Origin of the sequence: Parabacteroides distasonis (genome assembly GCF_004793765.1) — a bacterium.
Classification (GTDB): Bacteria; Bacteroidota; Bacteroidia; order Bacteroidales; family Tannerellaceae; genus Parabacteroides; species Parabacteroides distasonis_A.
On record NZ_SRYM01000072.1, the window covers coordinates 1 to 15099 of the forward strand.

The window sequence follows — 15099 nt, forward strand, 5'->3', positions numbered from 1 at the left end:
AACTTGGCGATCATGCGGAGGCAGGTGGCACCGCATTCCATGGAGTCGGGTTGTTTGATGTGGGGGAATTCCATATTTTAACACCTTATTCACTCAATAATTCCACACGATTATTATCTACTTTCAACTTACTATTCTTTCTCGCCTTATGCCGACCGCTTGTCCAATTATAACGAAAACCAATAAGGAGCATATTCTTTCTCTCATCGAACGAACGATAGGTATAACGATAATAATCCTCTTGGTCAGTCCAAGATTCGACTATTTTCCCCCCTAAAAAATAACGCATAGAGGCTATCAGCTTCCAAGATGAGTTGATATTCCAACCGATAGTAAGCAAAGACTCGATCGAACTTTTCTCTTTTATAGTCGGAGTATAAGTCATACCCATAAAATCCACATGCCCATTAAAGGAAAAAGTTTTGTAAGCCAAGTTCCAACGAAACACTTTCGAGAACCAATCCCTCTTTCCATTATAAAAGGCATTACGATGATAAGTTCCGGAAAAACTGATATTGCCTATTCTTTTGATATTGTAACGCACGATACCAAATACATATAAATATTTTTGGCTACCTTTATTCTCATAAGTAGAAGTATAAATACCGTGGTCATTCGTGTAGCCAACAGAGGAAACTATATCTGAATGATGCGTATAACCAAGCTCCGGACTGATATAGAAATTTCCTATATTAAAAGACATGCTGTATCCCAAATCATTTCGATAAGAAGGCTTTAATTGAGGATTTCCACACACAATACTCAAGCTATCTGTCGATGTATTGTAAGGATTTAAATAAGCCACACCCGGCTCTTCGGTATAACCACGTACCCAAGCCTTGAGAGTAAGCCATGAAAGAGGATGGAGCATGCCTGATACACTATATTTCAACCGATAATAATCATTCTTCTCATACCCGATCTGGTTGAATATCATATCCATGCCTACGGAAGCAGAGTAAGCTCCCCATTTAGCACTTTGGCTGAACGACGCATACATATATTCCTTCCAGCGGTTATGACGGAAAGGCAATTCAACGGATAAAGGAAGTCGCAAGCTTGTTTTCTCATAAGAGAGTCGATTTCCCAAAGATAGCTCAAAGCTTTCCCCTTTCTTTTCATAAATGTTTTGTACATATCCCTTATAATAATCCATCTTGTAGAGAGTGGCTTTATCATAGAAATGATTATTCCCCGTTTCACTCGTATGATCACGATCCTCATTTTTGTTATACGTGAAATTCATTTGATTTTCCAACGAGCTATTCTCCTCGAACATCAAATGATGATAGATATTATACACATTTACCAAGGATAAGGTCTTACTCTTATTAACTGATATATAATCGATCGTATCCGCCTCCTGTATCAATATGCCCTTCCCTTCTTTTCGTGCGTTTGTAGGGATACTTCTCAAGGAGACATTATAAGAAAAGTAATTTTTGGCGTTTACCACCCAGTCGCCTCCCAACGTGGCATTATACGAGAAATAATCGGATTCATGACGGTTAGCACTCTGTTTGTACAATTGGCTCGTACGCTGTTCCCTATAGTCATTCGCATGATTGTTATTAAAATAAAAGCCATTAACATTGACATAGAAAGAGGCCTTCGAGTCACCTATCTCAAACGCTCCACTACCTGTCCCATAATGAAGTCCTATATGGTTTTGGGTAGTAAAATTAAACAGGCTGTATTTCTCCGGATTCTTTCTCGTTTTGATATTCACCACATTCGTAAATCCCTCAGACAGATAACGGGCCGAAGGAGTTTCCATGACTTCCACGGACAAGATATCTTTGGGGTCAATACTTTCCAGCGCATTCCCACGCGGTACTCCATTTACCAACATCAGTACCTTACCTCCATTAACGGTAGATATACTTCGGTTTAATTCATCAATTTGTAGACGGGGGATTTCCTGCAAAGCAGAATATACATCTCTGGTCTTCTGCGCCCGAGTCGAGAGATAAAACACATTACCCTGCGTGGTAGCCTTGATCACGTTCTGCCGTTCGGCAGTCACTACCACCTCATCCAAGCCCCCTACCATCTCCCGTAACATGACATAATCCAACTTCATATCATTATGCAAAAACACTTTTTCCGAGATAGGAGTGTATCCCGTATATTCTACCCGTAACAGATATTCTCCATTACTTAGATTTTCTATTCTATACCATCCGTTCAGATCGGTCAAAGTCATTCCAATCAACTCATCCTCAGTTGTCAGTATCACTTTCGCTCCAATAATCACTTTTTTTTCCTTATTGGTTATCCGGCCGCTTAGCCGATACTGTGCTGATAATGAATGAATATTCAGAAAAAATAATAAAACAATGAACAATAAATGTCTCATGAAATTATCTTTCCGTTGTAAAAAAATCACAGATAATTTTTTCTTTAGGCTCATACTCAACCAATTTGAGTATAAGTATGAACACTTCTTCCTCCTTCAGTAATTTTTCCAAAGGAAGACTACCTTCTTCTAAAGAAATAAAATCACCTTTCATACAAATAATTTTTAATTGTTAATAAAACACATTCTGAAATTTATTTACCACACACAGAATATACTTATTAATCTATATCTGTTTCACTTTTCCGTACATAATTTCTTAAAGATGTCCTTGTGAATATGGTAGATCTCTTCCATTCTCAACCCAATACCATTCGTCAGTCTCTTCATCATAAACCCATTCACCACCCTTAATGGCGGAAAGTTCTTCCTTCGACAACAAATCACCAGTTCATATCTATATGCTTTTTAGTCTGTTACAAAAATATAAGTAAAATTTCGTACTATATCTAACAAACACCTAATTTTTGTCTAACAAAAGGCTAACAAAACGAGAAAAACGTATCTTTTTTAAGATTATTCACTATCTTCACATCCAAAATAACGAATCTATCATGAAACACTCCTTATATATTGCGACCATTATGTTGTTGTATTAGACAGTCTATTCAACCAAGCGTTAGCCGAGCGTAGTATACAAGCGATATCCTATATAGAAATATTAGACTCTACACGGCAAGCCGTACATACGGTAGGAAATGTCAAAAACTCAACAATCGCCTCTTCTCATCACTACCAACCTCCTTACCTTTATACTTGCTCTTAACCGTATTGAAGTAATAAGAGATGGATAAAGACACTCTTCTAGAGTCCAAATCATTATAAAGGGAACGATATATATTATCAATACGCATATAAGTTTTAGCCCTTCCCGTTGCGAGTAAATCCGTAGCTCGCAGATTTACACGCAGACGATCACCTAAAAATCGCTTGGACACGTAGGCGTTCCACAAAAATACATCTCCCATATAATCCATCTCCATATGTCCTTCCGTACTATACGAGAGGTCTAAGCCAAACTGCCAACCCCTAGGCAACACGAAATTATTCTTCCAGCTAAAAGAATAAATGGGCTTGTCATAATCAACAGACGAGCTACCATAGGAAAAGATATCTTTAGAGACACCTACACTAACCGATGGCTTCCAAATGTTTACTATCCATGAATAAAAAAATGAAGCCGATAGGTTCTTATAGTTCTTCACATTTTCAAAGGTCGATAACAAGATTCGCTCACTATACGGTTTGGATATTAATAACATAGCATCTTTATACACATCAAAATTAATAGAGAACAACAGGTCTCGCCAGCCTATCGAACCGGAAAACATGTTATCTATAGAGGGCTTCAAATAGGGATTCCCCGCTTCATAAGAATAAGCACTATTATATTGAATACTGTTACGTAATTGATAATAGCTAGGACGACTGATGGAGCGACTAAAGGAAATAGCAGAAGTAAAATCGTTCTTTGAAAAGGAAACACCTAGATTCGGGAACCAATTCAGATACTCCTTGCTTTGTTCCTTCTGTTTCACATCATTCTCAAAATAAGAGAAATCCGCATTTTCTAACCGTACCCCCGCATCAAAAGAAAAGCAACCCACCTCTGCCATATAAGCGACATAAACAGCAAACAACTTTTGATCAGACAAGTTATATTCCGTTTGAAAATCGTCCGTAAAACTCCTATCTACTACAAAATCTTGTTGGTTATTTGTACATGATAACTCACCTCCATACGATAAGTTTCCCCACTTACCCAAAGAAGTCTCCAATTGCAAACGCATCGCAAACAAATCATAATCTTGCTTTGATACCGTACGAAGCTCTTGCTCATCCCTAACATTCTCCTTCTTCACCTCCTGTGTCGAGTTCGATTTCCCTTCAGACCAATCCATATCAAAAGCCACCTCTAACCAAGAAGTAAGTTTTCCCCTATAATACGCATTGATTGAATGCTGATCGCTCTTGTTTCTAACCCCTTGTTCGGAAGATTGTTCCCCTAGTAGAACCTCATTCTCAAAAACATGCGTCAAGTTCCGCATATGGGTTGTTCCTCTAGGAGCTTTATTGTATTCGTACCGCATACCCAGTGAATTACTTTCTCCCCACGTATAGTTAGTTCCTAATTTCAAACTAAGATTCCGTTGTCTCAAATCCCGTTTGATCGACTCTAACACTGAACTTTTCAATCCGGGATTCTCTATTCCTTGATTCCAATCTATATTCTGCTCACGTCTCTGCTCACTATAATCCAACGAACCAAACAGATCCAAATTCTTCCACCTGTAATTTAACGAACCTTGTCCACTCCCAAAAAGATGTCGGCGCATCGCCCCATAAGCATACAGACTCCCGCTGAGCCCCTCTCCTTTTTTCCTTACGGTCTCGATCCGGATCACCGATTTAGCCGAAGCCTTATAACGTATCCCCGGATTCGTGACAACCTCCACCCGCTTTATCTCGTTTGAGTTCAAAGCTTCCAATTCAGAAAGGTCACGAACTTCTCGATTATCTATATAGATAAGAGGAGCACCTTTCCCAAACACGATAAACCGATCCTCATTTCGCCTAACAAAAGGCAATTGTTCCAACACATCAGTCGCCACGCCTAGATTTCCAAGATAACTGTTCTCTACCTCAACAGCGACTCCGTCACTTTTCGCTTTCACCAAAGTACGCATGCCAACAACTACAACCTCAGACAGATCATTCTCCATAGCAGCCAAACGCAATATTCCGACATCTTCCGCTACTACCGGTATCGACAAGGTCGTATATCCCAAATAGCTTACCTGCAATTTATACTTCCCCTTATCTACAGACGAGAAAGAGAACTCCCCGATCTCATTTGTCACCGTCCCTTCGACAAACACAGAATCCGAGAGACGAAGCAAGACAACATTCGCTAAGTAAAGAGGAGTAGCGGCCTCGTCATCAATGACCACTCCCCTAATTCCCTGCGCAAACATTTGCATAGGAAATACAATAAGGAGCACAAACAGGTATATTTTGCCCATAAGCCCTCTATGATTATTTATCCGAACGACTTTCATACCAATATTCAAGACATTCATTCAACAAATTAGGTCCTCGCTGTAAACATTGACACAAATTATATTTTCCACCCTCATAACGATTTTTCAAACGATAATAAGCACAAGTACCTTGACAAATAGGTAAAAAGAAGCATTTTATACATTCCGTATTATGATACCATTTACTACCTACCACATACCGATAAAACAATTTTGAATTTACAAATCTATCTTCATTTATATATGCAATAACCCGTTTATCATCACTTACATCATTCCAGCACTTATAAATCTCCCCTTTCGGTCCTATTATATAAGAATTTATCACTGTCGCACAACATCCCATAGATGTAGTTCTCTTAGGATATATAGATGTATCTACCATTCCTTTTTTTGACCATTCAAAATTCAATCTCATCGCTTGCCAACGATCTATGGCATCACAAGACATAGCTTTACCTGTCTCATCATCGATCCGTAAGAATCCCGGATATACCGAAAGATTCTTATTGTTCCACCGATGAGTAAGTTCGTGATATAACTCATCAAAATCTCGCAAATTCGTTTTTTCAATATTTACCCTTATATGTACCTCCGTTTCAGGTAGTTCTTTCAGTATATTATCTATATTAGAAATTATTCTATCATAAGAACCTTGCCCTGTTTTCTTTAGTTTTCTTATACTATCATGCCTCTCCTTTTTACCATCCAACGTAATTTGAATAGCATTTAGAGGAAACTCCTTAAAAAGATCTATCACCTCTTGATTAAAATAATACCCATTTGTTACAATAGAATGATATTTTATCGGATAGTTTGGTAACTCTGATGATATTTTCAATAAGATTTTTTTTATTACATCCAGGCACAGCAAAGGTTCTCCACCATACCATGTAAGATGCAGATTTTGAACATATTTATGTTTTTTAATAAAAGGTACCAGCTGATTAATAATACCATCCTCCATACGGCTTGCCCTCTTCCCTGTCTCAAAGCAATATTGACAATCAAAATTACAAGATAAAGTAGGAGCTATTATTAAGCCCAAAGAAATAGGATGATATGTCACTGTATCTTGTTCAAACTGATGTTTCAGCAAAAAATCATCATCACCACCTTCTTCCACAAGAAACTTATACTTTTTAAGAAGCCCCAATATATTGTCATCCTCCCAATCAAATGGGGATTTAGTTTTTTGTATTTCCGATAGATAAGCATACAAATCACATCCTAATTTCAAAAAGGCATTAGATCTAGAGCTATATCCTAAAAATTCCTCCTTGGAGGAAATAAAAAAGTAAGCATATCTTGATATATAATAATCATTCATGGCACTTAGATTTAAACTCCAATAAATTTAGAAATGAGACGAGAACTTTGATCTCACAAATTCCGTCTCATTTCTTTTCTAAGATGTAACCTCAAAAGAGTACATCTTTAATTTCCGGGCTCTTTATCGTCGTTATCATCATAACAATTAGATAAAGCACATTTACATTTGCAAGACGTTACGCTTGCACCACCTAATACTCTAGCCAGCTCCCTTTGCTCTAAGTCATCACCCTCTCTCAATACAAGGATTTCTTTCTCGGATTGTTTTGCCTCCATAACTTTAAAATTTATATTAATAATAATTCTCCTATTAAAATAGGATACATTTCTAAATATCAGTCTTTTTATACGCCCAAATAGAAAAGCCGCAAATGATTATCTAACGAATGGATAGGGAAATGCATTCCTTCCATCCTCAATCCAATACCATTCGTCAGTCTCTTCATCATAAACCCATCCTCCACCCTTAATGGTGGAAAGCTCTTCCTTCGACAACAAATCACCAGTTTCCATGTCTATATGCTTTTTAGTCTGTCACAAAAATATAAGTGAAATTTTGTACTCTATCTAACAAACACCTAATTTTCATCTAACAAAAAGCTAACAAAACGAGAAAAACGCATCTTTTTTAAGATTATTCATTATCTTCACATCCAAAATAACGAATCTATCATGAAACACTCCTTATATATTGCGGCCATTATGTTGCTAGTCTTAACACTCTCCCAAGGATATTGGCTATACAATATATATAACACTGAAAAATATAAAACGCAAGAAGTCCTTGAAGAGCTATTCGAAGAAGCTATCAAGCAAGAAATGTCCAAGCGAATGGTTAGCAACAAACCGAAAGACCCCAACAGCCCCAAAAGAATCATAAGAAGAGCTAGTGATATGACCCCAGAAGAACGAGCTAAGCTAAAAGGGGACACTATAACTATACCGCAAATAAAAAATCGGAATCTAAAAGATAACTATGCCGACCTATTAACGCAACGTATACAAGACGGTCTACGTAATGCGAATAAACCCTTAAAACCAAAAGCATTAGACAGCCTATTCAATAAAACATTAACTGATCACAATTTACAAGCAATATCTTATATAGAAGTATCAGACTCAACACGACAAACCGCATATACGGTAGGAAAAAAATTCAACTGCTCATTTTATAAGTTCCAAACAGAAAGGCTCCCGATAGGAACGCAAGGATTACAATATGTACAGGCTTTCGTTAAATTGCCTCTTTCCGGTATTTTCCAACGGATGTTTTTGGCGTTTATAGTATCTTGCCTAATAATCCTTACCTCTGCGGGCTGTCTATATTACCTATTACGCACCATCCGTAAAGCACATAGCCAACTCCGAGACCGTGAAATAGCCGTGCATAGCGCCATCCACGACCTGAAAGCCCCACTAAACACGGCTTATACCTCTATGGATTTTATCGCTAGCCAAGAGAAAGAGCCGATGAAAGCCAACATCTTACATATCGGAAAAACGCAAATACGGCAATTGATCGAGATCATCGAATCCATGCTATCACTATTGAAGACTGCGGATGGGAAAGAGCTTTCCAAAAAGTCGCTTATAGAAATAGAGCCATTCATCGAGCAAACGTACCAAGAGATAGCCAAACTCTATCCGGAGAAAAAAAACTTATTTAAACTAGAGAAAAGCGAGAATTTCCCCGACAGTATCCAAGCTGATGCCATTCGTTTGGAACGTTGCCTGCGAAATCTATTGGAGAACGCATTGAAATATTCGGATAACGATGTACGAATCACCGTAACGTTGACTATGAAAAACAACCATTACCGAATAGCCATAAAAGACACTGGTTGGGGAATCCCCAAGAAAGCCCAGAAAAAACTCGGACAACAATTCTTCCGGGTGAAACAAGCCGACAAGCCAGCGCAACCGGGATATGGATTAGGTTTGAGTAGCGTAATGCTAATGGCTAAAGAAATGGGCGGCTCCCTAACTTTTCAGAGCGAGAAAAATGTAGGTTCAACGTTTTTTATTAACTTGCCGGCCGAAAACTCATAACATTATATGGAAGATAAGCTGAAAGTGATCTTTATTGAAGACGACCTGAACCTTGGATCGATCATCTCAATGGCCTTACAAAGCAAAGGATACGAGGTTCGTTACGCCAACATGTTAAGTGGTATTCAAGACATGATAGAAAAAGAATGCCCTAATATCCTGCTTCTCGATCTGGAAGTAGGCAATCAAAACACATTGGATCAGTTGCCTTTTATTCGCTCAAAGCATCCTTCATTGCCTATACTGATAGCCTCTTCCCACAACGAAGGGGAGGAAATAACACGCTGCTATGAAGCCGGAGCTAATCATTACACCAAAAAACCGTATGATATACAAGAAATAGATTTCCTAATCCAAAGGTTTTGTAAAAAGGCCAGTCCGATATCAAATAGTATATCTATTGGAGATTACCAACTGGAACTCTCCACTCATAAATTATTCTATAAACAAGAACTGTCAAAAACATTAAGTCCTAAAGATTTCAAGTTATTCTATCTGTTATCCGAGCAATTAAATCAGCCAGTAAGCAGAGAAAAGCTTTTTCATGAAATATGGGATGGGCAAGAAGTTCATGATAGCCTAAACAACAGCATCTCGCGTTTGCGCAAATTATTGGAAAAAGATACCACACTTTCAATAGATGCCGTAAAAGGAGTTGGATATATATTATCAAAAAAAGACCAACTCTCCTCATCGTAATTAAGGGGGGCTTATTGTAGATTTCTAGATACGCCCTTGTTCCCTATCGCATGATTCGGGAAAAACACGTACGACTTTTTTGAAAAACACCTACGACTTTTCCCAAAAACACGTACATGTTTTGAGTAAAAGATCATCCTATTTTTAACATACTAATAATCAGTATATTATATAATTCTTTTCATTACCAAACTTATTGTTTGGAATTTATATCGATCCTATAGGGACGTAGCGTGCAGCGTTTGCTACCTAAAGAGTTTTCATTATCTTCGCGGAAAATTAATTGAGATGTGGACGTTCTTTATCATACTTCCAATCCTGTATCTTGCAGGGAATATTTATATTTATCTAAAGGGAAAACAGGCTTTGAAAAGCCAGTCTACCGGAGTTAAAGTATTGTTATCCATTGTTTTTTGGGGAGGAGTTTTATCATTCTTCAGTAGTTTTCTATTCAGGAACCTAGATATGCCGGCTTCTTTCGCTCAAACAGTTTCCCAAGTAGGAACAGGATGGCTCGTGTTCACTTTATACATGGTATTAGCTCTGTTGGTATTTGATATCTTACGACTTTTCCACCTACGTTTCAAATACTCATTCTATTTATCCTTATTCTTAACACTCAGCTTATTAGGATATGGGAACTATAATTACCAACATCCTGATACACGAGTTATCAACATGATTATCAACAAACCGGCCGATACCGATGGACAGTCGCTGAAGGTCGTAGCCATTAGCGACATACACTTAGGATACGCTACCAACAAGACGATGCTTGCCGGATATGTGGATATGATAAACGCCCAACGCCCGGACATCGTTCTTATCGGTGGAGACTTGATAGACAACAGTGTCGCACCTCTGCGATACGAGCATATGGAAGAGGAACTGTCCAAGATCTACGCCCCATTAGGCGTTTATATGGTACCGGGTAACCATGAGTATATCAGTGGCATAGAGGAGAGCGAGAAATTCATAGCACAGACGCCCATCGTACTTTTAAGGGATTCCGTGGCTATCTTGCCCAATCAGATCCAACTCATAGGACGGGACGACCGGCATAACAAAGGACGGAAAACTTTAGGTCAGCTTACCGCGAACCTTGATAAAAGCAAACCTGTTATCTTACTAGACCATCAACCCTACGATTTAGAGAAAATGGAAGAGGCTGGCGTAGACTTACAGTTTAGCGGACATACACATCGAGGACAAGTATGGCCGATGAACTGGATCGTGGATCATCTGTTCGAATTAAGTTACGGGATTAAAAAAATCGGAAATAGTACGATTTATGTCTCATCCGGCTTATCTTTGTGGGGACCGCCTTTCCGTATCGGGACGGACAGCGAGATGGTGGTGTTCAATATTACATTCAAAGAGTAAAGATGAAAGTATTTATTCAATCGATCGTAGCGCAGCTATTACTAAATCCGTATATTTTCTGGAGAGGATATCAAGCGCTTCCTCCTAAGAAAAGTTGCCGGATTCCTTTTATCTTGTTTTTCGTACTCGAACTATCGCTTTATTTTTTCGGATTTATTTTTAGTGATGAACTACCTGATAACGTGATAATCACGATCCAATACATCTGTAACACTTGGTATATAGCGTCCATTTATATCACTTTATCTCTCTTGGTACTTGAGTTGATCAGGCTCTCCCAACGTATCAAGCCATGGTTCCCCAAATGGATAGAAGGGCATTGGCAGCAAACCAAGGTAACCCTGTTTTTTCTTATCGTATTCGGTGTTACCGGTTTAATGATTCACGCATACCATACGGTAATGAATCCGATTGTTAAGAACGTATATATCACGTTGCCCAAAGCCGCGGGGGATCGGGATAGTCTGACTATTGTCATGATGAGCGACTTACATATCGGAGAGGTTATCGGGAAGGACTTGGTACAAAAATATGTGGCGCTCAGCAACGCGCAGCATCCGGATATGGTGGTATTAGCGGGGGATATCATGGATTATGAATCCCGGTTCGCGGAAAACGCCCACATCGAGGACGATTTAAAACAATTAAAAGCTCCACTGGGCGTATATATCGTTTACGGGAATCATGAATACCGAGCAAACCGGAACGCGAAATATCGTTGGTTGCAAAAGACCGGAGGTACGCTACTAGTAGACTCGGTAGTCCAACCGGATTCAACTTTTTATTTGATAGGGAGGGATGATTTCATCCATAAGAAACGAAAACCGCTTCATTCGTTAATGGAAGGGGTGGATACCGGCAAACCGATTATCGTTTTGGATCATCAACCTTGGTCGTTCGCCGAGATGAATATGAATGGGGTGGATTTAGGACTGCACGGACATACGCATAACGGGCAGTTATGGCCTTATCCCCTGCTGATGAACCTTGTGTATGAATGCCCGTACGGATATTATAAGAAAGGACCTACGCAATTCTATGTATCTTCCGGCATTGGTATAGCAGGACCTCCTTATCGGGTGGGAACCGTCTCGGAATTGGTGGTATTGCATATCCGCTTCAAAGCCCCTAAACAGACTGGCGAAGGAGGGAAAAGCACGATGCCCATTCAAGGGAGCTGACAATGGGCATTGTAAGGCCCTTTGAATGGGCATCGGCAGAAACCCGCCTATTCGGTACCCTTGGTGGCCGCTTCCAACTCAACCGGCACGCTCAATGTACGCCTGTATAAATCCGGATCGCCCAATACCTCCAACGCTTTCTCCAATACAAGATCACCTTTCAAGCTTTCTTGCAACTCTCCTCGTTGGTAATAATAACGTTTTACGATCTCGGCGGCCATTACTCGTTTCACCTCATCCTTGAAACGATCGAAATCTCTTTCCAGATTCGGAGTCAGTTTAGCCTCTAATTCCTTGAACGCAGTAGAATCCTCCTCCAGATACCCCTCGAACTCAGCCACTTCTTTCAAGTTCCTCAATACTTTCTCGCTTTGGCGATCGTACGTGAAGTTCTTAGACTTGGCGTATTGCTTCAAAGCTTCGAAATCCTCATCGGAAACCGTAAATTCCTCGATGGCAGCGATTGTCTTATGCTTTTGTACCCAATCCGTAACAAAGTCGAACAAGACCGTATCCGCCGCCAAATAATACATCATGGTAGGCACTTTCGGCTCCTTCACCTCAAACTCCGGACGTACGCCACCACCATCACGAACCGGACGCTTCTTGGACGTATAGAATACGGAAGTCAAGCTGTCCGGAATAGCAGCCACGCTACCATCCTCTTTCCGGTGCGAATAATCGATTTGCTGGATGCAACGACCACTCGGGATATAGTATTTACTCATCGTGATTTTTACTTTCCCATTATAAGGCAGGTCACGAGGAGCTTGCACCAACCCTTTACCAAACGAACGTTGTCCCACCAACACGGCACGATCCATATCCTGCAAAGACCCCGATACGATCTCAGCGGCGGAAGCCGTACCTCCATTGATCAATATAGCCAACGGCATTACCGTATCCAAAGGCTCCGTAGAGGTCCGGTACGTACGATCCCATTGCTTGATCTTTCCTTTCGTTGAAAGCACCTCGCTACCTTTCGGAACGAACATACCTACGATTTGTACGGCACCTTCCAGCACACCGCCACCGTTACCGCGCAAATCCAATACCAAAGACTTAATATTATGATTTTTCTTTAAGTCCAAGAATGCCTCTTTCACCTCTTGAGCACTCTTGATAGTAAATGCCTTTAGATAAATATAACCGATACTGTCATTCTTAACCCCGTAATAAGTAACTTGAGGTGTCGTGATCTGCTTACGGGTAATCTCGAACTTCCGGGGTTTCTTCTCACCCGGACGCCGGATCGTCAAAACCATCTTCGTATTGGGAACACCTTTCAGCAGCTCGCTGACCCGGGAGTTTGTCGCCTTGGAAACATCAATCGAATCGATCGCCAAGATCAGATCGCCCGGCTTCAGACCCGCTAAATCGGCAGGCATTCCCTCGGTAGGCTCGGCAATCATCACGCCTCCCTCGTTGTTACGCTGACGGATCAAGGAACCGATACCTCCGTATTCGCCGGTAGTCATCAGGTTCAGTTCCTCCATATTTTGCTCAGGATAATATTCCGTATAAGGATCTAAGCCACTCAACATCGCCTCGATCCCCCGCTGAACGGTTTTATCCACATCTACCGAATCCACGTAGAACATCTCTACTTCTTTCAATAAAGAATTGAAAATGTCTAGGTTCTTACTCACCTCAAAGCGGTTATCTTTCTGCGCCCATCCCGGCACTACGCTACTTGCGACGAACAGCAAGCAAAATAAACCTATAATTCCTCTTCGTTGAACCAATCTGTACATACAATATTTAGTTAATTAACGGCATAAATGTAAGGAATAATACGCCGTCTAAGCCAATATCCCTTTTACTTTTAACTTTATTTGTTCCCATTTATCATACGGAATCTCCGGGCCAACTACGTCGATCACATAGCCCGCCAACATCGATCCGATGCGTGCGGATTGTAACAAAGACGCTCCTATGGACTGACCATATAAGAATCCGGCGGCGAAGTTATCACCAGCCCCAGTCGTATCAACAGGCTTGCCCCCCTCAGCCGGGACAGAATAAAAATGGCCATGACTACCGATCAAGGCACCCTCCTTTCCCAAAGTGACCAATGAGACCTCAACTAGCTCAGACAGGGTACGTACGGCCTCAGCAGCCTTTTGCCCGGTATAAGCTTCCGCCTCACTCTCATTAGAGAATAAAACATCCACATATTTAGGAATAATATCCTCCAGCATTCCTTTAAAAGCATTCACGATATTGAAATTCGACAAATCCAACGCTACTTTCAAGCCCAACTTTTTAGCCTTCTCCATCGTAGAGCGGACTAACGGCTCGTTGACGAGCAAATAACCCTCTATATAAATACATTGATATTTACTTAACATCTCCTCGGTGATCTCATCCGGGGTTATTGTCGGGGCCGGGCCAAGGAAAGTCCCCATCGTACGTTCCCCATCCGGAGAAATCATCACTGTACAGCTACCTGTAAGTCCACCCGTCTTGATAAAATAGGAAGTTACACCCGCTTTTTCCAACGCATCCTCATAAAATTCGCCGATCGAATCATCCCCGATCTTACCGATAAAGCCGGAATTCGCTCCTAAAGAAGACATCGAACGCATCGTGTTGCAGACAGATCCTCCTGGAGTCTGTGTACGTGGTAATCCATCCAAAGAAGTACGGATAGCGATCATTTGTTCCCTGTTAATCATATCCATAGCTCCTTTCTGTATACCGATTTCCGATAGGACATCATCGTTTTCAAGCCTCAATAAAACATCTACCAAAGCGTTTCCTAAACCTATTGTATTCATTTTTTCGTAATTTTTTTCACAAAGATATTGCATATTTCGAAAATACCCCGTACTTTTGCAGTGCAATTTCAGAAAGGGGTTATAGAATGACCTTTGAAAGAGCGGAAAATTCTTCCTTAGCTCAGTTGGTTAGAGCATCTGACTGTTAATCAGAGGGTCCTTGGTTCAAGTCCAAGAGGAAGAGCGAAAAGACATCGGGAAAGACTGAAAACATTCTTCTTTAGCTCAGTTGGTTAGAGCATCTGACTGTTAATCAGAGGGTCCTTGGTTCAAGT

Annotated in this window: 11 protein-coding genes and 1 tRNA gene; 5 read left to right on the forward strand and 7 right to left on the reverse strand. The window is 40.4% G+C overall.

Annotation, left to right across the window (positions count from 1 at the left end):
• Positions 1-85: 85 nt before the first annotated feature.
• The 5 genes from E5342_RS17410 to E5342_RS19440 all read right to left on the reverse strand — a co-directional run bounded on the left by E5342_RS17410 (position 86) and on the right by E5342_RS19440 (position 7245).
• On the reverse strand, positions 86-2413 hold the full coding sequence (locus tag E5342_RS17410; RefSeq protein WP_135959923.1) for a TonB-dependent receptor: 2328 nt from the start codon (positions 2411-2413) through the stop codon (positions 86-88).
• Positions 2364-2513, reverse strand: a complete 150-nt coding sequence (locus E5342_RS19435; protein ID WP_168354517.1) for a hypothetical protein — start codon at positions 2511-2513, stop codon at positions 2364-2366. Before E5342_RS19435 ends, E5342_RS17410 begins: the two co-directional genes overlap by 50 nt.
• 547 nt (positions 2514-3060) lie before the next feature.
• Positions 3061-5340 (reverse strand): TonB-dependent receptor domain-containing protein, encoded by a 2280-nt coding sequence (locus E5342_RS17415; protein ID WP_168354518.1) that lies wholly within the window; start codon positions 5338-5340, stop codon positions 3061-3063.
• 55 nt (positions 5341-5395) lie between these two features.
• On the reverse strand, positions 5396-6730 hold the full coding sequence (locus E5342_RS17420) for a radical SAM/SPASM domain-containing protein (RefSeq protein WP_135959925.1): 1335 nt from the start codon (positions 6728-6730) through the stop codon (positions 5396-5398).
• Positions 6731-7107: 377 nt separating this feature from the next.
• Positions 7108-7245 carry a hypothetical protein gene (locus E5342_RS19440; RefSeq protein ID WP_168354519.1) on the reverse strand — a complete coding sequence of 46 codons (138 nt, stop codon included), beginning with the start codon at positions 7243-7245 and terminating at the stop codon, positions 7108-7110.
• Positions 7246-7404: 159 nt separating this feature from the next.
• Between E5342_RS19440 and E5342_RS17425 the strand changes: the two genes are divergently transcribed.
• From E5342_RS17425 to E5342_RS17440, 4 genes are all read left to right on the forward strand, one after another.
• Complete coding sequence (locus E5342_RS17425; protein ID WP_135959926.1) at positions 7405-8781, forward strand: sensor histidine kinase; 1377 nt, start codon at positions 7405-7407, stop codon at positions 8779-8781.
• A 6-nt stretch (positions 8782-8787) separates the two neighbouring features.
• The gene (locus E5342_RS17430; protein WP_121734948.1) at positions 8788-9480 is read left to right on the forward strand and encodes a response regulator transcription factor; all 693 of its coding nucleotides are present in this window, start codon (positions 8788-8790) and stop codon (positions 9478-9480) included.
• A 288-nt stretch (positions 9481-9768) separates the two neighbouring features.
• Positions 9769-10863: a metallophosphoesterase gene (locus E5342_RS17435; RefSeq protein ID WP_121734949.1), complete on the forward strand. Its 1095-nt coding sequence runs from the start codon at positions 9769-9771 to the stop codon at positions 10861-10863.
• 2 nt (positions 10864-10865) lie between these two features.
• A complete protein-coding gene (locus E5342_RS17440) occupies positions 10866-12044 on the forward strand; it encodes a metallophosphoesterase (RefSeq protein ID WP_121734950.1) in 1179 nt (392 codons plus the stop codon).
• 47 nt (positions 12045-12091) lie between these two features.
• On the opposite strand, the gene E5342_RS17445 is transcribed toward E5342_RS17440, so the two are convergent.
• Complete coding sequence (locus E5342_RS17445) at positions 12092-13798, reverse strand: S41 family peptidase (RefSeq protein WP_121734951.1); 1707 nt, start codon at positions 13796-13798, stop codon at positions 12092-12094.
• A 48-nt stretch (positions 13799-13846) separates the two neighbouring features.
• Positions 13847-14824 carry an adenosine kinase gene (locus E5342_RS17450; protein ID WP_135959927.1) on the reverse strand — a complete coding sequence of 326 codons (978 nt, stop codon included), beginning with the start codon at positions 14822-14824 and terminating at the stop codon, positions 13847-13849.
• Between the two features lie 110 nt (positions 14825-14934).
• On the opposite strand from E5342_RS17450, the gene E5342_RS17455 reads away from it, so the two are divergent.
• A tRNA-Asn gene (locus tag E5342_RS17455) sits at positions 14935-15008 on the forward strand.
• Positions 15009-15099: the final 91 nt, after the last annotated feature.

What these genes read in the sequence shown, in the direction of transcription:
- E5342_RS17410 (WP_135959923.1), bottom strand. Translation starts at nt 2,413, where the DNA reads ATGAGCCTAAAGAAAAAATTATCTGTGATTTTTTTACAACGGAAAGAT.
- E5342_RS19435 (WP_168354517.1), bottom strand. Translation starts at nt 2,513, where the DNA reads ATGAAAGGTGATTTTATTTCTTTAGAAGAAGGTAGTCTTCCTTTGGAA.
- E5342_RS17415 (WP_168354518.1), bottom strand. Translation starts at nt 5,340, where the DNA reads ATGCAAATGTTTGCGCAGGGAATTAGGGGAGTGGTCATTGATGACGAG.
- E5342_RS17420 (WP_135959925.1), bottom strand. Translation starts at nt 6,730, where the DNA reads ATGAATGATTATTATATATCAAGATATGCTTACTTTTTTATTTCCTCC.
- E5342_RS19440 (WP_168354519.1), bottom strand. Translation starts at nt 7,245, where the DNA reads ATGGAAACTGGTGATTTGTTGTCGAAGGAAGAGCTTTCCACCATTAAG.
- E5342_RS17425 (WP_135959926.1), top strand. Translation starts at nt 7,405, where the DNA reads ATGAAACACTCCTTATATATTGCGGCCATTATGTTGCTAGTCTTAACA.
- E5342_RS17430 (WP_121734948.1), top strand. Translation starts at nt 8,788, where the DNA reads ATGGAAGATAAGCTGAAAGTGATCTTTATTGAAGACGACCTGAACCTT.
- E5342_RS17435 (WP_121734949.1), top strand. Translation starts at nt 9,769, where the DNA reads ATGTGGACGTTCTTTATCATACTTCCAATCCTGTATCTTGCAGGGAAT.
- E5342_RS17440 (WP_121734950.1), top strand. Translation starts at nt 10,866, where the DNA reads ATGAAAGTATTTATTCAATCGATCGTAGCGCAGCTATTACTAAATCCG.
- E5342_RS17445 (WP_121734951.1), bottom strand. Translation starts at nt 13,798, where the DNA reads ATGTACAGATTGGTTCAACGAAGAGGAATTATAGGTTTATTTTGCTTG.
- E5342_RS17450 (WP_135959927.1), bottom strand. Translation starts at nt 14,824, where the DNA reads ATGAATACAATAGGTTTAGGAAACGCTTTGGTAGATGTTTTATTGAGG.